This window comes from Thalassobellus citreus, from assembly GCF_044385915.1.
GTDB classification, from domain to species: domain Bacteria; phylum Bacteroidota; class Bacteroidia; order Flavobacteriales; family Flavobacteriaceae; genus Thalassobellus; species Thalassobellus citreus.
This window is the reverse complement of record NZ_JBISCC010000124.1, coordinates 89,520-110,538: the sequence shown is the minus strand read 5'-3', so window position 1 is coordinate 110,538 and position 21,019 is coordinate 89,520. Positions and strand designations below refer to the sequence as shown.

At 31.2% G+C, this 21,019-nt stretch carries 19 protein-coding genes and 2 tRNA genes; 13 read left to right on the top strand and 8 right to left on the bottom strand.

Annotated features, from left to right (window positions below):
- Nucleotides 1–166: 166 nt before the first annotated feature.
- Nucleotides 167–1,072, top strand: coding sequence for a sensor histidine kinase (locus tag ACH5TX_RS09415; RefSeq protein ID WP_439339247.1), 906 nt, complete (start codon nt 167–169; stop codon nt 1,070–1,072).
- 153 nt (nt 1,073–1,225) lie between these two features.
- Nucleotides 1,226–2,248, top strand: coding sequence for a sensor histidine kinase (locus ACH5TX_RS09410; protein WP_439339246.1), 1,023 nt, complete (start codon nt 1,226–1,228; stop codon nt 2,246–2,248).
- Between the two features lie 102 nt (nt 2,249–2,350).
- On the opposite strand, the gene galE is transcribed toward ACH5TX_RS09410, so the two are convergent.
- Both galE and ACH5TX_RS09400 read right to left on the bottom strand, forming a co-directional pair.
- Nucleotides 2,351–3,376 carry a UDP-glucose 4-epimerase GalE gene (galE, locus tag ACH5TX_RS09405; protein ID WP_439339245.1) on the bottom strand — a complete coding sequence of 342 codons (1,026 nt, stop codon included), beginning with the start codon at nt 3,374–3,376 and terminating at the stop codon, nt 2,351–2,353.
- Nucleotides 3,369–4,502 (bottom strand): DegT/DnrJ/EryC1/StrS family aminotransferase, encoded by a 1,134-nt coding sequence (locus tag ACH5TX_RS09400; protein ID WP_439339244.1) that lies wholly within the window; start codon nt 4,500–4,502, stop codon nt 3,369–3,371. The genes galE and ACH5TX_RS09400 overlap by 8 nt, the downstream gene beginning before the upstream one ends.
- 186 nt (nt 4,503–4,688) lie before the next feature.
- On the opposite strand from ACH5TX_RS09400, the gene ACH5TX_RS09395 reads away from it, so the two are divergent.
- The 5 genes from ACH5TX_RS09395 (at nt 4,689) to ACH5TX_RS09375 (ending at nt 9,364) form a co-directional block, all read left to right on the top strand.
- Complete coding sequence (locus tag ACH5TX_RS09395; protein WP_439339243.1) at nt 4,689–5,927, top strand: 3-deoxy-D-manno-octulosonic acid transferase; 1,239 nt, start codon at nt 4,689–4,691, stop codon at nt 5,925–5,927.
- A 90-nt stretch (nt 5,928–6,017) separates the two neighbouring features.
- Complete coding sequence (locus ACH5TX_RS09390; protein WP_439339242.1) at nt 6,018–6,413, top strand: hypothetical protein; 396 nt, start codon at nt 6,018–6,020, stop codon at nt 6,411–6,413.
- A 133-nt stretch (nt 6,414–6,546) separates the two neighbouring features.
- Complete coding sequence (locus ACH5TX_RS09385; RefSeq protein WP_439339241.1) at nt 6,547–6,840, top strand: hypothetical protein; 294 nt, start codon at nt 6,547–6,549, stop codon at nt 6,838–6,840.
- Between the two features lie 9 nt (nt 6,841–6,849).
- Nucleotides 6,850–7,428, top strand: coding sequence for an SMP-30/gluconolactonase/LRE family protein (locus ACH5TX_RS09380; RefSeq protein ID WP_439339240.1), 579 nt, complete (start codon nt 6,850–6,852; stop codon nt 7,426–7,428).
- Between the two features lie 124 nt (nt 7,429–7,552).
- Nucleotides 7,553–9,364, top strand: coding sequence for a glycoside hydrolase family 2 protein (locus ACH5TX_RS09375; protein WP_439339239.1), 1,812 nt, complete (start codon nt 7,553–7,555; stop codon nt 9,362–9,364).
- Nucleotides 9,365–9,712: 348 nt separating this feature from the next.
- Here ACH5TX_RS09375 and ACH5TX_RS09370 read toward each other — a convergent pair.
- The 3 genes from ACH5TX_RS09370 to mutS all read right to left on the bottom strand — a co-directional run bounded on the left by ACH5TX_RS09370 (nt 9,713) and on the right by mutS (nt 12,571).
- Nucleotides 9,713–9,796, bottom strand: a tRNA-Leu gene (locus tag ACH5TX_RS09370).
- A gap of 25 nt (nt 9,797–9,821) precedes the next feature.
- Nucleotides 9,822–9,893: transfer RNA gene (locus ACH5TX_RS09365), tRNA-Gly, on the bottom strand.
- Nucleotides 9,894–10,006: 113 nt separating this feature from the next.
- Nucleotides 10,007–12,571, bottom strand: coding sequence for a DNA mismatch repair protein MutS (gene mutS, locus ACH5TX_RS09360; protein ID WP_439339430.1), 2,565 nt, complete (start codon nt 12,569–12,571; stop codon nt 10,007–10,009).
- A 204-nt stretch (nt 12,572–12,775) separates the two neighbouring features.
- Here mutS and ACH5TX_RS09355 point away from each other — a divergent pair, with 204 nt between their 5' ends.
- The 6 genes from ACH5TX_RS09355 (at nt 12,776) to ACH5TX_RS09330 (ending at nt 18,216) form a co-directional block, all read left to right on the top strand.
- On the top strand, nt 12,776–13,225 hold the full coding sequence (locus ACH5TX_RS09355; protein WP_439339238.1) for a DUF1573 domain-containing protein: 450 nt from the start codon (nt 12,776–12,778) through the stop codon (nt 13,223–13,225).
- Nucleotides 13,226–13,293: 68 nt separating this feature from the next.
- Nucleotides 13,294–13,830: an RNA methyltransferase gene (locus tag ACH5TX_RS09350; protein WP_439339237.1), complete on the top strand. Its 537-nt coding sequence runs from the start codon at nt 13,294–13,296 to the stop codon at nt 13,828–13,830.
- Between the two features lie 2 nt (nt 13,831–13,832).
- On the top strand, nt 13,833–14,876 hold the full coding sequence (locus ACH5TX_RS09345; RefSeq protein ID WP_439339236.1) for a sialidase family protein: 1,044 nt from the start codon (nt 13,833–13,835) through the stop codon (nt 14,874–14,876).
- 104 nt (nt 14,877–14,980) lie between these two features.
- A complete protein-coding gene (locus ACH5TX_RS09340) occupies nt 14,981–16,531 on the top strand; it encodes a glycoside hydrolase family 28 protein (RefSeq protein ID WP_439339235.1) in 1,551 nt (516 codons plus the stop codon).
- A gap of 43 nt (nt 16,532–16,574) precedes the next feature.
- Nucleotides 16,575–17,000: a cupin domain-containing protein gene (locus ACH5TX_RS09335; protein WP_439339234.1), complete on the top strand. Its 426-nt coding sequence runs from the start codon at nt 16,575–16,577 to the stop codon at nt 16,998–17,000.
- Between the two features lie 70 nt (nt 17,001–17,070).
- Nucleotides 17,071–18,216 carry a DNA-binding transcriptional regulator gene (locus ACH5TX_RS09330; RefSeq protein ID WP_439339233.1) on the top strand — a complete coding sequence of 382 codons (1,146 nt, stop codon included), beginning with the start codon at nt 17,071–17,073 and terminating at the stop codon, nt 18,214–18,216.
- Here the strand turns inward: ACH5TX_RS09330 and ACH5TX_RS09325 are convergent, their stop codons facing one another.
- Genes ACH5TX_RS09325 through ACH5TX_RS09315 form a run of 3 tightly spaced genes read right to left on the bottom strand, consistent with a single transcriptional unit; the run spans nt 18,217 to nt 21,003 of the window.
- The gene (locus tag ACH5TX_RS09325) at nt 18,217–19,401 is read right to left on the bottom strand and encodes a UxaA family hydrolase (protein ID WP_439339232.1); all 1,185 of its coding nucleotides are present in this window, start codon (nt 19,399–19,401) and stop codon (nt 18,217–18,219) included. It lies immediately after the preceding gene.
- 32 nt (nt 19,402–19,433) lie between these two features.
- On the bottom strand, nt 19,434–19,709 hold the full coding sequence (locus ACH5TX_RS09320) for a UxaA family hydrolase (protein WP_439339231.1): 276 nt from the start codon (nt 19,707–19,709) through the stop codon (nt 19,434–19,436).
- Nucleotide 19,710: 1 nt separating this feature from the next.
- A complete protein-coding gene (locus ACH5TX_RS09315) occupies nt 19,711–21,003 on the bottom strand; it encodes an MFS transporter (RefSeq protein WP_439339230.1) in 1,293 nt (430 codons plus the stop codon).
- Between the last annotated feature and the right edge of the window lie 16 nt (nt 21,004–21,019).

Here is a 21,019-nt window from a genome sequence, read left to right as displayed (position 1 = left end):
AAGCTTGATAAAAAAAATTTTTTGGAAGCTACAAGTAACAACACCAGACATTGAAAATAAAAGATTTATTACTTCAGATTGGTTATCAATAATTATTTACAATATCTTTTTTGATTGGATAGTGGTTATATTCCTAATGGTATGTGTGGCCCATTTTACAAAAAAAATGATCAATCAAAAAGTTAAATGGAAAAACATCATAATTATTCATTCAATTATATCTCTAGCATTTAGCTGGTTAATCTTTTTAATAGCAATTATAATAACACTGTTTGTAGAAGGTTTTAAATTAAATTATGATAAAATTCTAGCTAGCTTATCCTTTAAGCATTATATGAGTGTTATTGACTTTAATTTTCTGATATATACATCCATGTTAGGGATTATTTTAACATACAATTATATAAAGTATATAAAACAGGTACAAAAAGAAAAAGCAGGTTTATCAATAAAATTAATAAATGAAAAGATGAAATTTTTACAATCTCAAATGCATCCACATTTCCTTTTCAACACACTAAACGGTATTCATTCATTAATGGATATAGATATTAATAAATCTAAAACTATGATTGTAGATTTAAGTGACCTTTTAAGAAATGTCCTCGATAAAAAAGATGAAAATCTTATAGAACTTCAAGAAGAATTAACTATTCTTAAAAAATACATAAACTTAAATAAAACAAGGTTTTCAGATCAATTAAAATTTCATATTAATATAGAAGAGAACTTAGAAAATATTCTAGTTCCTAATATGCTTATTCAACCTATTATAGAAAACGCTACCAAACATGGTTATAACAAAAACCATACAACCATGGAGATCTATTTATCTATTAAAAAGAAAGGCAACCTACTTATTATAACGATAGAAAACAATGGCAAACTATTAACAGAAAACTTTCAAACATTATTAAAAAAAGGATCTGGCTTAAACAATATAAAAGAAAGACTAGAAGCCTTATATAAAAGTGAACATGAGTTTTGTATTTATAATAATTATAATAAAGTAATAACAAAAATCGGCTTTCCTATTGAAATCTCGGTTTCTGAAATATCTGATGAATTTTAACTAGTTAATTAACTAGTTTTTATCAAAAAAATGCAAAAACTTAAAAATAGACTTAAAATGTTTTTAAAAAGAATAAAGCCTTACTTAGACAAACAGCTCTTTTACATTGTTCTAGGGTTTTACTCTGTATTTTCTTTTTTTGCTCTTTTAAAAATGATTTATTTTAAAAGCATAGGAGATAGGTTTGTTAATGATACTTGGTCGTATATGTTTTTTCAAACCTATTTTATTGATTATATGCTAGTCATTTTTTTTATGTCTATTGTTTCAATAATTACAAAATACCTAGTAGTTAATCATTATAAATGGAGTACCATTGTAACTACTCATTTATTACTTTCATTTTCTTTAGGGTTATTTATCTTTTTCGGATTAGTGGTTACGCAAACACTACTTGGGTCTTCTTCAGTTCAAAATCTAACTTTTTCAAAAATTATTTATTATTACATCAATGTTCTAGACCTTAATTTTTTAATATATCTTTCTATAGTAGTAATAACTCATATTTATTTAAACAAAAAACTACTTAAAGAAAATCATATTCAAAAAATCGAATTGATTAAAAAACTAGAACAAGCAAAAATGGAAGTGCTACAATCTCAAATACACCCCCATTTTTTATTCAATACCCTAAACAACATTCATACTTTAATTGATATTGATGGAAATAAATCAAAATCTATGCTAGTCGATTTAAGTGATTTTTTAAGAATAACATTAGATTATAAAATTGATAATCTATCTGAATTACAAGATGAATTAACTCTATTAAACAAATATATAAATATCATTAAAATTAGATTTTCTAAAAACCTAGAGATCAAACAACATATTGACAATAATTTAGAAAATGTACTTCTTCCTACGATGCTTTTACAAATTATTTTTGAAAATGCTATAAAACATGGTTATTCACAAAAAAACTTAAAGCTAAAAATCGTTCTCAGTGTTAAAAAAATTAATGATAAATTATTAATAATCGTTGAAAATAATGGAAAACCTTTTCCTGGTACTTTTAATGAAAATTTAAAAAAAGGGCTAGGATTAAAAAATATTCATGACAGGCTACAAATGTTATTTAAAGATAATTTTAGTTTTAATATTACTAATGAAAACAAGTACGTAATTGTAAAAATTATGCTTCCTATTACAATAACAGAATATAGCTTATCTTAAATAATTTATTAGGTATCAAAAACGACCAAAAATATATTTGTAGAAACAAAAAAAGGTTGTAAAATTTAAACTAACTACCTCTCTTTTTCTGTTTTATAATTTTTATTCTTTACTTCTAACTTTCTGTTCCCATTTCCATGCAGAATCCATAGCTTGATCTAAAGACAATTCGGTTTTCCAACCTAATTCGTCATTGGCCTTTGTAGTATCGGCATAAGCTGAAATAATATCGCCTTCTCTTCTATCTACAATTTTATAATTCAGTTTTTTACCAGAAACCTTTTCAAAAGCTTGAACAACTTCTAAAACAGAACTTCCTGTTCCTGTTCCTAAATTAAAAGTCTCATAATTAGATTTATTCTTGTTTTCTAATAATCGTTTTAATGCAATAACATGTGCTTTTGCTAAATCGACTACATGAATATAATCGCGAATACACGTACCATCTGGTGTTGGATAATCATCACCAAAAACAGATAATTGCTCGCGTAACCCAATACCTGTTTGCGTAATAAACGGTACTAAATTTTGAGGAACTCCAATTGGTAGCTCTCCAATTTCAACAGATTCATGAGCCCCTACCGGATTAAAATACCTTAAAGCAATCGCTTTTAATGATGGAGTTACTTTACAAGTATCGCTAATAATCTCTTCCCCTATTTGTTTTGTATTTCCATAAGGAGATTCGGCTTGTTTTACAGGTGCGTTTTCTGTTATTGGTAATTCATCTGCTTGTCCGTAAACCGTACAAGACGAACTAAATATAAAGCCTGCCGATGGTAACTTTTGTAATTCTTTAAGAATATAAACTAACGTGCTTATATTATTTTCATAATATAATAACGGTTCTTTTACGCTTTCACCAACAGCTTTACTAGCGGCAAAATGTATAACACCTTTAATATCATTATGTGTTTTAAAAAATGCTTCAACCCTATCTTTTTCTTTAAGATCTAATTTTTCAAAAATGGGTGTTTTTCCAGTAATGGCTGTAATACCATCTAATACTTTTTCTGAAGAATTTGATAAGTCGTCAATAATAACAACTTCGTAACCTTCATTTTGTAATTCTACAACGGTATGCGATCCTATAAAACCTAATCCGCCAGTAACTAAAATTTTATCCATTTATAAAGTTTATAATTGTTGAAGTAATATATTCAATCTGTTCATCATCCAATTCGGTATGCATTGGTAATGAAATAACTTCTTTAACTAACTGATTGGTTACCGTAAAATCGGCTTCATTATAACGTGCATCTGCATACGCTTTTTGGTTATGAAGCGGAATTGGGTAATAAACGCCACAAGGAATCTCTTTTTCATTTAAATGCTTTACTAAAGCATCTCTATCTCCTTCTTTTATTTTTAGAGTATACTGATGAAATACATGATTGTCTTCAGCACCATTTCTATACGGCGTTTCAATAGCATCAATATTCTTAAAAGCAGCATCATATTTATTTGCTGATGCTTGACGTTTTTTATTATAGCTATCTAAATTAGGTAATTTAGCTTCTAAAACACCCGCTTGAATACTATCTAGTCTAGAATTTACTCCAACAACATCATGATGGTAACGCTCGTACATACCATGATTTACAATACCTCTAATAGTATGTGCTAAATCATCATTATTTGTAAATATAGCACCGCCATCACCATAACAACCTAAGTTTTTTGATGGAAAAAATGATGTAGATCCTACATGTCCGATTGTACCAGCTTTAGCTTTAGAACCATCTTTATAAGTGTAATTAGCACCAATAGCTTGCGCATTATCTTCTATTACATATAAGTTGTGCGCTTTTGCAAGTTCCATAATCGCTTCCATATTGGCACATTGACCAAACAAATGCACAGGTACTATAGCTTTTGTTTTTGGTGTAATTGCTTTTTTTATAGCTTCAATATTTATATTGAAATCATCTTCATTAACATCAACTAAAACCGGTGTTAAATTAAGCAAAGCAATAACCTCAACAGTTGCAGCAAAAGTAAAATCGGCTGTAATAACCTCATCTCCTGGTTTCAAACCTAAACCCATCATAGCTATTTGTAAAGCATCTGTTCCATTGGCGCAAGGAATCACATGTTTTACACCTAAATATTGCTCTAAATTCTTTTGAAATTGATGAACCTTTGGACCGTTTATAAATGATGTTGTTTCTAAAACTTCTTGAATAGATGTGTTTACCACGTCTTTAATTCCTTCATATTGACCTTTAAGATCAACCATTTGAATTTTCTTCATGTAAAAAAAATTATAGCCTATATTTTTAGAAATAAGACTCTTTTAACGAAAACCCTTTATTGGGCAATTTGTAGCAAACGAAATTACAAAATTCAATAACGTTAACCAATGAAACATTTATGAATAATATTAATTTAACAAAGAATTTTATTTTAAAGAAATGTATTTTAGCAGCAAATAAAAAAATTGGGTTTTATATATAACATAGGCATACACTTAACACATTTTGGATTAAAATGTGTGGCTCCTTTTAATTCGAAAATAAAAAAAGGTACGATTGGGCGATCAAACACCTTTGAAACACTAAAAAACAGCTTAAATAAAAACGACAAGACTCTTTGGTTTCATTGTGCCTCTTTAGGAGAATATGAACAAGGACTTCCTGTTTTTAAAGAACTAAGAAAACACTATACAAACCATAAAATTATACTTAGCTTTTTTTCGCCTTCTGGTTATGAAATAAGAAAAAACACGCCTATTGCAGATGTTGTTGTTTACCTTCCTTTAGATACTAAAAAAAATGCTAAACAATTTTTAGACATCGTTAGCCCAGAACTTACTGTTTTTGTTAAATATGATATTTGGCCAAATTTTTTAAATGAATTAAAAGAACGAAAATTACCTACTGTATTAATTTCTGCAGCTTTTAGACAGAATCAATCGTTTTTTAAATTTTATGGTAAACAATTAAGAGACGCTCTTTTTGCATTCAATCATATTTTTACTCAAAATGAAGTATCTAAGCAGCTACTAGAATCTATAAACTATAAAAACGTTACCGTTTCTGGAGACACTCGTTTTGATCGTGTTTATAGCCAGTTAGAGCAAGACAATACTTTAGATTTTATTTCAGAATTTAAACAAAACAAACTATGCATTGTTGCAGGTAGTACTTGGCCTGAAGGAGAAGAATTATTTATTAATTATATAAACTCAAACGCATCTAATGATGTAAAATTTATTATTGCGCCTCATAATATTAAAAGCTCTCAAATAAATAATTTAAAGAATAAACTGAAAGTAAAAACTATTTTGTTTTCAGAAAAAGAGGCAGTAAATATTGCTGGTGCCAACGTATTTATAATAGATACTATTGGCATTCTAACTAAAATCTATAATTACGCAGATATTGCGTATGTTGGAGGAGCACTTGGAAACACGGGCCTACACAATACGTTGGAACCGGCTGTTTTTGGAGTTCCCATAATTATTGGAAATAACCATTCTAAATTCCCTGAAGCACAAGCTTTAATTGATAATCAGGGGATGTTTTCTATTTCTAATCAAGCTGATTTTGATACTATTTTAAATAAATTAATTGATAATAGTGACTTTTGTAAAGAAAGTGGGTCTAATAATTCAGAATATATCAAAGATAATATAGGGGCCGTAAACCAAATACTTAATTATCTACGTATTAATTAACATTTGTTAATAATTTTAGTATATATCATACCTAAATAAAGCAAAAGTTAGTAAATTAGTAACCATTAAAAAACACTAAAACAAAAACCAATGAAAAAATTATTATTAAGTACCGCTTTATTATTAGTATTAAGCCTTTCTTTCACATCATGTAGAGATACAAAAAAAGCAGAATCTGTTGAAGACGCTGTTGAAAATGCAAGTGATGCCGTTGAAAATGCTGCTAAATCTACAGGTGATGCCGTTGAAAACGCTGCCGAAGCAACAGGAGATGCTGTTGAAAATGCTGTAGACGCTGCTGGAAATGCTATTGACAAAACTGTTGATGCTGCTGGAGATGCTGTAGACGCTGCAGGAAAAGCTATTGACAACACTGTAGATGCCGCTGGTGATGCAGTTAACGATGCTGCTGATGCTGCAGGTAAAACTGTAAATGACGCTAAAGATGCTGTAAACAATAAAATTGACGGAATTAAGATTAAATAATTTCGTTTAAATCAAGTAAAAAAAAAGAGAAGCATTTAGCTTCTCTTTTTTTTTGCCTTTTTCTTTTCAAAAATTAATTTTTAGTATTTTTATATAAAATCAATATTTAAATTTAATTTCTATGAAATGCAAAATGAAATTTTTAACGGTTATTTTATCAAGTATTATTTTATTTTGTTCTTGTAAAAACAATAAAAAAGAAAAAGAAATTAATGAATCTATAGCTGTAATAAAAAAAGATACAGCACCTAGTATAGAATTTCTTTGGGAAACAGACTCTGTATTTAAAACACCAGAATCTGCTTTGTATGACGAAACCCGACAAGTTATTTATGTATCAAATGTCAATCTAAATCCAAGAAAAAAAGATGAAAATGGATTCATTTCCAAACTAGATAAAAATGGTAATATTACTGAACTAGAGTAGGTTAAAGACATGAGTTCTCCAAAAGGTCTTGGTCTTTTTGGTAATATACTCTATGTTACTGACGTTGACGAAGTCATATCTATTAACGTCGAAACTAATGCTATCATTAAAAAACACCCAGTTACTGATGCAGGAATGCTAAATGATATTTCTATTGATAAAGACGGAACCGTTTTTATTACAGATATGGATACAGGTAAAATTTTAATTTTAAAAGACGATACTATTTCTTTATGGAAATCAGATATCGTTAAACCAAATGGTATTTTTGTTGAAGAAAATCGTGTTTTAATAGCTTCTTCTGACGGGAAATTCACTTCATATAATAAAACATCAAAAAAAGCAACCGTTATTTGCGAAGGCATCTCTAAAGGTGATGGCATTGAAAGAATGAACTCTGGAAGCTATTTAGTTTCTAACTGGAAAGGGGAAGTTTTTTTAGTTAAAAACGGAAAACTAACATCTTTACTTTCAACTAAAGAAAATAATATTGAAACGGCTGATATAGGCATCATAAAAGATGAAAACACGCTTCTCATACCTACTTTTTTCAACAACAAATTGGTTGCTTACAAGGTTAATGAATAAAAAATAACATAAAAGGCTATTCTTAAATAAATATATAGAAGATATTGGAACATCAAAAACTTAAATAACTTACCATATATCTATTAGTAAGTATTTATATTTGAGGTATCTTAATTAATACACTATGTTTAAAATTAAAAATCCCTTATTATTATTTTTACTATTATTACTTACAAGTATATCTCAAGTAAATAGCCAAGAAGTATTTATTTCTAATACACAAAATAGAACTTTCACCAGTTTAAACGGTAAATGGAAATACGTAATGGATCCTTATGAGAGGGGTCAAATTGGTTTTATGCCGCTTTATAAAAACACGAAACAAAAGGATAAAACAGACAGAGTTGAATATAGTTTTGATTCGGCACAAACACTATGGGTTCCTGGTGGATGGAATGCTCAAAAACCTGAACTTTTATATTATGAAGGTAGTATTTGGTATCGTAAAACTTTTGATAAAGAAAACATTGCTAAAGATAAGCGTTATTATATTTACTTAGGAGCTGCCAATTACAATAGCACGATTACTTTCAACGGAGAAATTCTAGGAAAACACGAAGGTGGTTTTACCCCTTTTTGCTTCGAAGTTACGCATCTTATTAAAGAAAAAGACAACTATTTAATTGTAGGCGTAAACAATACCCGCTCTAAAGATCAAATTCCTGCAAAAGTAACCGATTGGTATAACCATGGAGGAATAACACGCGATGTTAAGCTATTAGAAGTACCAAAAACGTTTGTTAGTAATTATTTTTTATCACTTAATAAATCGACACTTAATCTCAAAACCAAACAAATTGATGGAAGTATAATACTTACTGGGGCATCACTTTCTCAAAAGGTAAAGATTATAATCCCTGAATTAAAAGTTAACAAAGAAATTATTGTTGATTCAACTGGCACTTGCAACTTTACTATTAATGTAAAAAACCTAAAACTTTGGTCGCCTGAAACCCCAAAACTTTATAAGGTTTCTATTAAAACGGAAACGGAAACAATTGATGACAATATTGGGTTTAGAACCATTGATACAGAAGGCAAACAAATACTACTAAATGGCAATCCTGTATTCTTAAAAGGAATTTCGCTTCATGATGAGAATCCGCTCCGCAGAGACAGAGCAAACTCTATTGATGATGCAAAATTAGTGCTAGGATGGGCAAAAGAATTAGGATGTAACTTTATTCGCTTAGCGCATTATCCTCACCAAGAAAACATTGTAAGATTAGCAGATGAAATGGGCATTCTGCTTTGGGAAGAACTACCCTTATATTGGGGGATTGAATGGGACAACCCAGAAGTACTTCAGAAAGCAAAAAATCAATACTCAGAGCTTATAAATCGAGATTACAACAGAGCGAGCTCTATTATTTGGTCAATTGCTAATGAAACCATTCCAACAAATGCCCGAAACGAATTCTTAAAAGCTATAGCAGAACATATCAAAACTATTGACAATACACGTTTACTAAGTGCTGCCTGTAAAAAAGACCAGGCAGGTGATGGAAACCCTGAAAACCACTATACCATTAGCGATCCTATTATGAAATATCTCGATATTGTGAGCTTTAATGAATATTTAGGATGGTATGGAGGCTTACCTGAAGAATGTAGAAAAAAAACGATTACATCGAGTGTTGATAAACCTATTATAGTGAGTGAGTTTGGTGGTGGGGCTTTACAAGGGTTTTATGCCGATAAACTTACCCGTTGGAGCGAAGAATACCAAGAAAACTTATATATAGAAAACCTTGCTATGTTTAATAAAATAGATGGATTGGCTGGTATGACGCCTTGGATTTTAGTAGATTTTATGTCGCCTCTTAGACAATTACCAAACGTGCAAGACGGATGGAACAGAAAAGGCTTAATTTCAGAAAAAGGGATTAAGAAAAAAGCATTTTATATACTACAAGATTATTATAAGATAAAGTAGTGTATAAAAAAGATAAAACTTTAGCAATAAACAAAACGAATGAAAAGGCTCTATACCGGCATCAAGCCATCAAATAGAGCCTTTAATATAGAAAAATGAGTGTTTCTTTTAGAAGCTATTCGCTATCTCTTTATGTTTCACTCTTTTAATTCTCACATCTAAGATAGTAAAAATATTTAAAATAATCGTTTAAATACTTATTTATTCGGCAAAATACACAAAATGCTTTACTTATAATAAAGTCTTAATTACTTATCTATTACAAAGACCTACAATAACATTCAGAAAGTTTAATTAATAATTTACCTAAACAAAAAAAGCCTTATCTAATAAAAGATAAGGCTTTTGTACTGAAGACGGGACTTGAACCCGTACGTCCTAATGGACATTGGATTTTAAGTCCAACGTGTCTACCAATTCCACCACTTCAGCTTGGTATATTTTAAGAAAGTCTCAGAGCGAAAGACGGGATTTGAACCCGCGACCCCCACCTTGGCAAGGTGATGCTCTACCCCTGAGCTACTTTCGCAGTCTTTTAATGAACGAAGCAACATCGCTATTGCGGATGCAAATTTAAAACTTTTATAGAAACTGCAAAGCCTTTTTGCAAAAAAAATAAAACTATTTTTAATCACGCTTTTTCTAAACCAACATTCGCTTAATTTCATTCAATTTCATAAGCGCTTCAACAGGCGTAAGTGTATCAATATCAATATGTAGTATTTCGTCTTTAATATTTTCAAGCAAAGGGTCGTCTAAATTAAAAAAACTGAGCTGCATCTCATCTTCTATCGATTTCACCTTATTTGTAAGCTCTTCGCTTGAATGAGACTTCTCTAATTTCTTTAAAACTTGATTTGCACGTCGTAAAACTTGCTGTGGCATTCCTGCCATTTTTGCAACATGAATACCAAAACTATGTTCGCTACCTCCTTCAACTAGCTTTCTTAAAAAAAGCACATTATCTTTTAATTCTTTTACAGAAACATTGAAATTTTTAATACGCTCAAAGGTTTCACTCATTTCATTAAGCTCATGGTAATGTGTTGCAAAAAGTGTTTTGGGTTTTGCAGGATGCTCATGTAAATATTCACTAATAGCCCAAGCTATAGAAATACCATCATAAGTACTCGTACCACGACCAATTTCATCTAACAGCACCAAACTTCTATCTGAAATATTATTTAATATAGAAGCTGTTTCATTCATTTCTACCATAAAGGTCGATTCTCCCATAGAAATATTATCGCTAGCTCCTACTCTAGTAAAAATTTTATCTACTAAACCTATTCTAGCTTCTTTTGCGGGAACAAAACTTCCCATTTGTGCCAATAACACAATAAGTGCTGTTTGACGTAAAATTGCCGACTTACCAGACATGTTAGGTCCTGTAATCATGATAATTTGCTGAGTGCTTCTATCTAAAAACACATTATTAGCAATATAAGCTTCACCAATTGGCAATTGTTTTTCAATAACAGGGTGGCGACCATCTTTTATATCTAAATCGAAAGAATCATCAATAACTGGATATACATACTTATTATCTTTTGCCAGTTGCGCAAAACCACACAAACAGTCTAACTGTCCTACTAAAAATGCATTTTGTTGTACGGGTTTTATATATTGACTTAACCAACTAACCAACTCTGAAAATAATTGTTGCTCTATGGCTTGAATTCTATCTTCTGCTCCTAAAATTTTAGCTTCGTATTCTTTAAGTTCTTCAGTAATATAACGTTCGGCATTTACCAGAGTTTGCTTACGTATCCATTCTTCTGGCACTTTATCCTTGTGGCTATTACGTACTTCAATATAATACCCAAAAACATTATTAGAAGCTATTTTAAGCGAGGTAATTCCTGTACGTTCGCTTTCTCGTGCCAACATATTATCAAGATAATCTTTTCCAGATTTAGATAACCCTCGTAATTCATCCAACTCAGCAGAAAAACCAGCAGCAATACTATTCCCTTTTAAAACATTTACGGGAGCTTCTTCGTTAAGTGTTTCTTTTATTTTTTCGCGAAGCACTTCACAACTTTGCAAAGTATCTCCAATAATTTTTAAAGAGTCATTATCGCAGTTTGATGCCAATGATTTTATAGGCACAATAGCTTCTAAAGAGTTTTTAAGTTGAATCACTTCACGAGGACTCACCTTTGATGTGGCTACTTTAGAAATTAAACGTTCTAAATCATCAATAAGCTTAATATGATTCTGTATTTTTTGAAGCACGGTGTTTTCCTTTGTTAAAAAACTAACCACTTCATGACGTTGTTTTATTTTTTCAACATTTTTTAAAGGCAATGCCAACCAACGTTTTAAAAGCCTTCCGCCCATAGGCGAAATGGTTTTATCAATAACATTTAAAAGTGTTACCGCATTATTATTGGTAGAATTATAAAGCTCTAAATTTCTAATGGTAAATTTATCCATCCACACATAATCATCTTCAGCAATTCTAGATATGGAAGCAATATGTTGTAATTTATTATGCTGTGTTTCGCCTAAATAATGTAAAATAGAACCCGATGCAATAATACCTTCATGCAAATCGTCAATACCAAAACCTTTTAAAGTTTTAGTATCAAAATGTTTTATTAAAGTTTCGTTTGCATAATCGGTTTGATAAATCCAATCTTCTAAATAAAATGTATGAAAATCGTTTCCAAAAGTATCGTTAAAAGTGGTTCGTTTTTGTTTAGAAACCAACACTTCACTCGGATTAAAATTTTGCAATAACTTATCTATGTACTCGGCATTTCCTTGAGACGTTAAAAACTCGCCTGTAGAAATATCTAAAAACGAAATTCCTATATATTTTTTATCAAAATAAACCGAACACAAAAAGTTATTAGACTTAGAAACTAAAACCTCATCATTTAAAGCCACTCCAGGTGTTACTAATTCGGTAACGCCTCGTTTTACAATAGTTTTTGTTTGCTTAGGGTCTTCTAACTGATCGCAAATAGCAACACGTTGTCCTGCTTTAACCAACTTAGGCAAATAGGTGTTTATAGAATGATGCGGAAATCCTGCCAACTCAATTTCACTCTCGCTACCAGCTCCTCGTTTAGTTAAAATAATACCTAAAATTCCTGCTGTTTTAATAGCATCTTCTCCAAAGGTTTCATAAAAATCGCCCACACGAAACAACAACAAAGCATCAGGGTATTTTGCCTTAATAGCATTATACTGTTTCATTAACGGTGTTTCCTTCTTAGTCTTAGTTTTTGCTGTCAAAAAAATAAAATTTTAATTTGGATTTTTGTCTCATGGCGAATTTAGTCAATTCAAAAGATGTTATAAAATTATGTTAAAAATAAAATTCTGCTTACCAATACTTAAGAGATTAAATAAGTTTTGTTAGTTTTGACATATATATTAACATAATATTCCCATACAAACATGAAAAAAGTAATTTTATTAAGCTTTGCTTTACTAGCAATGACAACTATAAGTGTTGCTCAAACCGTTACAAAAACTACAGCTACTGAAGAGGCTACTACTAATAAAGATGGAGCAAAAATTGAATTCGAATCTGAAACTATAGATTACGGTACTATTGAGCACAATGCCGATGGAAAAAGAGAGTTTAAATTCACTAACACAGGTAATGCACCTTTAGTAATAACAAAAGCAAAAGGATCTTGCGGATGTACAGTTCCTACATGGCCAAAAGAGCCAATTGCTCCAGGAGCATCTGCTGTAATTAAAGTTAAATACGCAACAAACAGAGTTGGGGCTTTTTCTAAAAGTGTCACTTTAACTTCTAATGCCGTAAACGCACCAACAAAAATAATTCGTATTAAAGGAAAAGTTAAACCAGATCCTGTAAAAGAGACAGAGGTTAAATAGTAAATTCTATTTTATAACATATTAAAACTTCCTTTTTAAAAGGAAGTTTTTTTTTGGATATTTGTAACATGCGGAAACTAAAAAATAACGAATTAGACAGACTAAGTGTTGATGCTTTTAAAGGCGCTAAAAAAACACCCATTATTATTGTACTAGACAACATAAGAAGCCTTAATAATATTGGTTCGGTATTTAGAACAAGTGATGCTTTTTTAATTGAAAAAATTTACCTCTGCGGTATAACAGCTACGCCTCCACATAAAGACATACACAAAACAGCTTTAGGTAGTACTGATACGGTAGATTGGGAATATGCTGAAAACACCATAGGTTTAATTGAAAAATTAAAAGCAGAAAACGTTAAAATTTGTTCTATTGAACAAGCCGAAAACGCTACCATGCTAAATAATTTTACACCTGAAGCTAACACAACATACGCCTTAGTATTTGGTAACGAAGTAAAAGGTGTTGCTCAAGATGTGGTTAGTTCTAGTGATGTTGTTATCGAAATACCTCAATTTGGCACCAAACATTCTTTAAATATTTCTGTGAGTTGTGGCGTGGTTGTTTGGGATGTTTTTAGTAAGTTGAAGCAAAATAATTAATTATGCTAAAACATTTATTATTCCTTTTATTAATTGCTAGTGTTTCTTGTACTTCAATTAAAAATAATCAAGAAATTAAAAATATAAAACAAACTAATATTTTTAATGTTCCAATTACTAAAAGCTGTCACGCATCAACTTTAGTAGAAGTTACCCCTAACAAAATAATGGCAGCGTGGTTTGGTGGAAGCTACGAAGGCGCAAAAGATGTTGGTATATACACAGCTTCTTTTGATGGAAACTCTTGGACGACGCCAAACAATATTATAAAACCTCTAATAACAGAAAATGACACCTTACCATGTTGGAATCCTGTATTATTTAAAAGCAAAAGCAACCTTTTATATTTATTTTATAAAATTGGCAAAAACCCTAGAGAATGGTTTGGAGCTATGGTTAAATCTACAAATAATGGGAAAAACTGGAGTAAGCCAGAATATTTACCAGAAGGCTTTTTAGGTCCTATTAGAAACAAACCCATTGAAACATCATCTGGTGTTATTTTATGCGGTAGTAGTACAGAAAGCATCGATACAAATGAATGGCGCGTACATCTAGAAGAATTTACCGAATCGACAAATAAATGGAAAAAGATAAATATTGAAGACAAAAATAATTTTGAAATTATACAACCTACTTTTTTATTACATTCTAAGCATACCATTCAAATGCTTTGTAGAAGCAAACACAATAAAATAATAGCAAGTTGGTCTGAAGACAATGGTAAACATTGGATTAAAACAGATAGTATTAATGTAATTAATTCTAACTCTGGCATTGACGCATTAACAATTTCTAAAAATGCCTTTTTACTAGTAAACAACCCTTTAAAACAAGGTCCCGAGTGGTTTTACGGACGTAATATTCTAGATGTAGAATTTTCGAATGATGGCTTAAACTGGAAACCGCTTTTTGATTTAGAAAATGAAGAGAAAGGAGAGTTTAGTTATCCGGCTATTATTCAAACTTCAGATAAAAAAATTCATATTTTATACACTTATAATAGAGAATTTATAAAACATACTTCTTTTAATTTAGAATTCTAATACAAAACAAATCGGTCTTATAAAATAAACCGTTGAACAAAACAATTATCTATTTAGTTTTTAAAAGTATAGTTTTATCTTTCTAAACTAAATGAACACTTTAAATGAGAGCTTTACTTGTATTAACTTCAATTTTATTATTCTTTAATTGTAAAAATGAAACGCATTCTGGAGTAGATTTTACCACATTAGAATCTATCCCAACTAAAGAACAAGTAGGACAGTTAGTATTGCCAGATACTATTGCACCTGTATCTGCTCCTTTTAAAATGCCCTTATTTGAAAAACCTACGTTTCCAGATAAAAGTATTAATATTTTAGACCAAGGTGCAGATACTTCAAAACTAGTTACAACCACGATTCAAAATGCAATAGATGAGATAAGTGCTTTAGGAGGTGGGACTGTTATTATACCTAAAGGTGATTGGAAAACAGGTCGAATTTCATTAAAAAGCAATGTAAATCTTCATCTTGAAGAAGGCGCTATTTTAAATTTTAGTACCAACGTAAAAGATTATCAACCAGCCGTATTTACACGCATAGAAAGCTTAGAAGTCATGTCGCTTGCAGCTTGTATATATGCTAATAATCAAGAAAATATAGCCATTACAGGAAAAGGAAAACTTATTGGGCCTTACAGTGGCGAAATAAAAGAACGCTCTTATATGAAACCTATTGAAGGGCTTCTAGATTTAACCAAACCTGCTAAAGAACGTATTCATGATGGCTCGAAAGAAGATTGGATATTTCCTCCAAAATTCATATCACCTATTAATTGTAAAAAGGTTTATATTGAAGGTGTTTCATTAGAAAACACAGCCTTTTGGAATATTGTTCCTGTGTATTGCGATAATGTAATTATAAGAGGGGTTTCTGTAAATTCTGAAGGCATTCCTCGTGGCGATGGTATTGATATTGAATCATCAAAAAATGTCCTTATTGAATATTGCACATTAAGTACAGGTGATGATGCATTTACAATGAAATCTGGACGTGGTGAAGATGGTTTAAAAGTAAACAAAGCTACCGAAAACGTCGTGGTACGTTATTGCTTAGCTCGAAAAGGGCATGGTGGTATTACTTGCGGAAGCGAAACAGCAGGAACCATTCGCAATTTATATGTACATGATTGTGTGTTTGATGGCACTGGTGTAGGTATCCGATTTAAAACACGACGACCAAGAGGCGGTGGTGGTGAAAACTTGTATTATGATAGAATTAGAATGAATCTGGAATTTACAGCCATAAAATGGGATATGTTAGGAAAACGATCTTACGTAGGTTTATTAGCAGATAGACTTCCTATACGAGAAGTAAATAACTTAACACCGTTTTACCGAAACATTTCTATAACCAACATTATTATAGAAAATAGCACCCATTTTCTAAAAGTTTATGGCATACCAGAATCGCCACTTAACAACTTAACTATTGATAATGTAGATGTAAAATGTTCTGACCTTATACTGGCTAACGACATTAAAAACATCCAAATTAAAAACAGTACGATACAAACAACAAAATCTATAGTAGATGTTGTTGGAAGCGAAAACGTAACGCTTGATAATATTGTTTTTAACACCAATGCTAAAGCCTTAAGTATGCCAAATGAAAGCATTCAACTAAATGATATTCATTTCAATACAGTTGATTAATCTAAAAATTGATAAATTAGCTAAAATCATTTATCATATACTCATGAAAAATCTATTTTTAAGTCTGTGCCTTTTATTTTCTGTTTGTTTCTCTTTATCAGCTCAAGAAACATTAGAAACTGAAAAAGAATACTCTATTGAAAACTGCGTTTCTACACTCACAATGGACAAAACCACACCAACCAAAGTGGGTTATCAATATTGGTTTGCCGATAAAGATTTTTTAGATGGCAGAACTTTAAAAATGAGTGTTGTGGCACCAGGAAAAGCAACACACCCACCACATAAACATGTTGAAGACGAATTCTTTTTTATAGTTGAAGGCACTGCCGAATTTTATTTAGACGGAAAAACCAAAGTAGCTGGCGCATACAGTACCTTTTACTGTCCTTCTTGGATGGAACATGGCATTAAAAATGTTGGCGAAACCGAATTGAAATACTTAGTAATCAAGAAGTACCAGAAGTAGAAACCTTCTTTTTAGATTCAAATTGTAAATTAATTCGATCAAAACTAATTAACAAACCAAATATAAATAAATGAAAAAGGTTTTTGTTCAATTAGAATCTGGTCGTGGTTATGGACGTGATTTACTCAAAGGAATTCATGAATACAATAATCAATTTTCTAATTGGGAAATTATTTTTGAACCTGCTTACTACCTTAAAACATCACAAACAAAAGATATTGGCAAACTCATAAAACTCATGAAACCTGACGGTTGTATTCTTGAGAATATTGATAATATGTCTGTAATTACCGAGCTTGGTGTACCTTTTATACAGGCTAACAGTATGGCATATATTGATAGCTCGCCATATCTTAAAGGTAACTATGAAGCAGATGGAAAAATGGCTGTTGATTATTTTTTATCTCATGGTTTTAAGAACCTGGCCTTTTTTGGTTTGAAAAATTTAGCTTGGTCTGATGACAGATTAATAAGTTTTAAAAATCATGCAGCATTAAACGGTATTACTATTTCTAGCTATTTAGCTGAAGTAAAATCGAAAAAAGCATTAATATATGATTTTGAAAATATAATAGCCTGGTTAAAATCTTTACCCAAACCCATTGGTATATTATGTTGTAATGATGATTTTGGACAGATGCTAATTAATGCATGCTCTATTGGCGGTTTGAAAATCCCGTATGAAATAGCCATTTTAGGCATTGATGATGATGAACTATTATGCAATATGACACATCCAAAATTGTCTAGTATTTCACGAAATCATTCCAAAGCAGCTTATAATGCTTGTAAAGTTTTAGACCGCATGATGCATGGAGAAATTACAAAAGACTTTATGATTCCAACAGAACCTTTAGGTATTGTTGAGCGCAGTTCTACAGACATTATTGCCTGCAATGACCCCGAAGTTATAAAAGCACTCCATTATATTAGAAACAACACACATTTAAATTTAACAGTAACTAATGTTGTTGATGTCACCAACATTAGCAGGAAAAGCTTGTATACACGGTTTAAACAAGTAACAAAGAATACTATTTACGAAGAAATTCAATTTAATAAACTCAAAAAGTTTAAAGAGCTTCTTAAAAACCAGAATTTATCAGTTAAAGAAATTGCCTTCCGTCTAGGATTTGAAGATGCCAACCACGTAAGTAGATGGTTTTCTGCCATTGAAGGCATTCCTCCTAATAAATGGCGAAATGAAAACTTATAATTACATATCGCAGTTTTTCTTTCCGTACTCGAAATACTTATAGCCTAATCCAAATTCTTGATGCCCTAACATTTCAGACTTGGTTTGTTGCCCATTAATTACCTCTTCAATAAGCATATAAATTTCATCTCCCAATGCATCTAATGAAGCGCCTTCAGTAATTATTTTACCTGAGTTTATATCCATATCCCCTGCTAAATTCTCGTAAGTTTTTGGGTTTCCACAAACTTTAATTACTGGAGATATTGCAGAACCTACTACAGAACCTCTACCTGTTGAAAATAGAATAATATGACAACCGCTAGCAATCATTTCTACAATTTCAGTATTGTCGTTAATATTAGGAAATCCCCATAAAGCGTCACCATCTGGAACCACATCCATAAAATACAAACCAGCCTCTGTTGGTCGTTCTCCTGGGCGAATTAAAGCCTTAATTGGCGAACTACCACTTTTCGAGTACGATCCCAAAGATTTTTCTTCAATAGTTGTTAAACCGCCAACAGCATTGCCTGCAGAAAAACTATCATGGCCCATTTTTTTATAATAGTTATCCGCTTTTTTAATACAGGCTACTAATTGGTTTCCAACCTCATCATTTTCGGCTCTTTCTGCCATTAAATGTTCGCAACCCATTAATTCTCCTGGTTCTTCAAACATACAAATAGCATCGTTTGCAATTAGTTTATCGAATGCTTTTCCAATAGATGGATTTGCAGTAAATCCACTCGTCGCATCAGATCCTCCACAAATAGTTCCAACCATCAAGTCTGAAATTTTAAAATCGACTTTCTTCGTATTTTTTAGCTCAGAAATAAAACCATTTACAATAGCAATTCCAGATTGTACAGACGTTAGTGTACCTCCAGATTCTTGGATTACTAATTTTTCAACAGGTCTTCCTAACTCGGAAATACATTTAGACAATTCATTTCTATTAAAATTTTCACAGCCTAAAGACACCAAAAGAACGGCACCAACATTAGGGTGCGTACAAAGATTTTCCATCATATTTTGTGCATAATCATTAGGAGCACAACCACTAAAACCTATTAAATGAACTTCCTGTCCTTTAAACTCAGAAACTATTAATCGTGCTACATGATGCGCACACTCCACTAAGTAAGTAACAACAATAACATTTCGAATGCCTTTTCTTCCGTCTTTCCTTAAATATCCCTGCATTTTATAAACTTAACTTTTATAGAAAAAAAATATTATTTCTCATTAACAACTAAATAATCAGTTTTTAGATTATGACTATGTACATGCTCGCCAGCAGATATGTGTTGCGTAACACTTCCAATAGAAAGTCCGTATTTTAATATTTTCTCTCCTTTTTCAATGGACTTTATAGCTATTTTATGACCAAAACCAATAGCTACTTTTAATTGTATTTCTTTTCCGTTTACACTAATAACAGTATCGTCTTCAAAGTTTTTTAAAGCAATAACAATATTATCATTAGGATGTAACTGAACAAAATTTTCCATCTTAGTTTTCAATAGGTTTTATTTCTGGAATCATTAGTTTTAATATCAACCACGCTAATAAATACATGGTACTTGCAATAACAAATATTAGGGTATAACTCCCACTAATGTCTAAAACAAGCCCCACAAACGATGCTGCGAAAGCACCACCAATAGCCCCTGTAAACCCTGAAAGTCCTACCATAGTAGCCACTGCCTTTTTAGGATAAATATCTGAAACTACTGTAAAAATATTAGATGCCCATCCTTGGTGAGCTGCTGTGGCAAACCCAATAATAACAACAACAATCCAAAGGTTATTAAACTGAGTAGCAAAAATTAAAGGCAATACCAACATGGCACAAATTAAGATGGCTGTTTTTCTGGCAAAATCGATTGATTTACCAATTTTTATAAATTTAGAAGATAATCCACCACCAAAAATACCGCCAATACTAGCCATGGTATAAATTACAATAAGTGGCATGATGGAATCTTTTAAATTGATATTTTGAGTTTTATTTAAAAAATCGGGTGCCCAAAAAAGGAAAAACCACCAAACCCAATCTGTAAAAAATCGCGATAAACAAATAGCATAAGTTTGTCTGTGTTTAAATAAAGAACCCCAAGTAATTTCTTTACTATCTATGTCTTCCTCTTCAGAATCATTATCAGATAAAATATAAGCTAATTCTTTGGCTGAAACTTTTTTATGTTTTTCTGGTGTTCTATAAATTAAAAGCCAAAAAATAATCCAAATAAAACCTAATAATCCGGTAATAATAAATGCCCATTTCCAATTTAAAGAAAGTGTAATACCTACTACAATTAAAGGCGCCACAATAGCACCAATATTGGAGCCTGAATTAAAAATACCAGTCGCTAAAGCGCGTTCTTTTTTTGGAAACCATTCTGCCACCGTTTTTACGGCTGCTGGAAAATTAGCTGCTTCTCCAACACCTAAAATAGACCTCATAATACCAAAACCCATAACTGAATTTACAACGGCATGTAATACAGCACCAACACTCCAAACTATAATAGCTAACGTATAGCCTAGTCGAGAACCTAGCTTATCTAATAGTCTCCCACTAATTAAAAGCCCTATAGCATAGGCAATCTGAAATGCTGTAACAATGTATCCGTAATCGGCCTCTGTCCAATTTAAATCCTTTTCAATAAAAGGTTTCAGTAACCCTATAACTTGCCTATCTATATAATTAATAGTAGTTGCAAAAAATAGTAAGGCAACAATAACCCATCTTATTTTAGAATCTTTTGTGTTAGTATTTGTGGTGGTGGTTTTAGTTGGCATTTTATGGTTTTTAGTT

What these genes read in the sequence shown, in the direction of transcription:
- ACH5TX_RS09415 (WP_439339247.1), top strand. Translation starts at nt 167, where the DNA reads ATGATCAATCAAAAAGTTAAATGGAAAAACATCATAATTATTCATTCA.
- ACH5TX_RS09410 (WP_439339246.1), top strand. Translation starts at nt 1,226, where the DNA reads ATGATTTATTTTAAAAGCATAGGAGATAGGTTTGTTAATGATACTTGG.
- galE (WP_439339245.1), bottom strand. Translation starts at nt 3,376, where the DNA reads ATGGATAAAATTTTAGTTACTGGCGGATTAGGTTTTATAGGATCGCAT.
- ACH5TX_RS09400 (WP_439339244.1), bottom strand. Translation starts at nt 4,502, where the DNA reads ATGAAGAAAATTCAAATGGTTGATCTTAAAGGTCAATATGAAGGAATT.
- ACH5TX_RS09390 (WP_439339242.1), top strand. Translation starts at nt 6,018, where the DNA reads ATGAAAAAATTATTATTAAGTACCGCTTTATTATTAGTATTAAGCCTT.
- ACH5TX_RS09385 (WP_439339241.1), top strand. Translation starts at nt 6,547, where the DNA reads ATGAAATTTTTAACGGTTATTTTATCAAGTATTATTTTATTTTGTTCT.
- ACH5TX_RS09380 (WP_439339240.1), top strand. Translation starts at nt 6,850, where the DNA reads ATGAGTTCTCCAAAAGGTCTTGGTCTTTTTGGTAATATACTCTATGTT.
- ACH5TX_RS09375 (WP_439339239.1), top strand. Translation starts at nt 7,553, where the DNA reads ATGTTTAAAATTAAAAATCCCTTATTATTATTTTTACTATTATTACTT.
- mutS (WP_439339430.1), bottom strand. Translation starts at nt 12,571, where the DNA reads ATGAAACAGTATAATGCTATTAAGGCAAAATACCCTGATGCTTTGTTG.
- ACH5TX_RS09355 (WP_439339238.1), top strand. Translation starts at nt 12,776, where the DNA reads ATGAAAAAAGTAATTTTATTAAGCTTTGCTTTACTAGCAATGACAACT.
- ACH5TX_RS09350 (WP_439339237.1), top strand. Translation starts at nt 13,294, where the DNA reads ATGCGGAAACTAAAAAATAACGAATTAGACAGACTAAGTGTTGATGCT.
- ACH5TX_RS09345 (WP_439339236.1), top strand. Translation starts at nt 13,833, where the DNA reads ATGCTAAAACATTTATTATTCCTTTTATTAATTGCTAGTGTTTCTTGT.
- ACH5TX_RS09340 (WP_439339235.1), top strand. Translation starts at nt 14,981, where the DNA reads ATGAGAGCTTTACTTGTATTAACTTCAATTTTATTATTCTTTAATTGT.
- ACH5TX_RS09335 (WP_439339234.1), top strand. Translation starts at nt 16,575, where the DNA reads ATGAAAAATCTATTTTTAAGTCTGTGCCTTTTATTTTCTGTTTGTTTC.
- ACH5TX_RS09330 (WP_439339233.1), top strand. Translation starts at nt 17,071, where the DNA reads ATGAAAAAGGTTTTTGTTCAATTAGAATCTGGTCGTGGTTATGGACGT.
- ACH5TX_RS09325 (WP_439339232.1), bottom strand. Translation starts at nt 19,401, where the DNA reads ATGCAGGGATATTTAAGGAAAGACGGAAGAAAAGGCATTCGAAATGTT.
- ACH5TX_RS09320 (WP_439339231.1), bottom strand. Translation starts at nt 19,709, where the DNA reads ATGGAAAATTTTGTTCAGTTACATCCTAATGATAATATTGTTATTGCT.
- ACH5TX_RS09315 (WP_439339230.1), bottom strand. Translation starts at nt 21,003, where the DNA reads ATGCCAACTAAAACCACCACCACAAATACTAACACAAAAGATTCTAAA.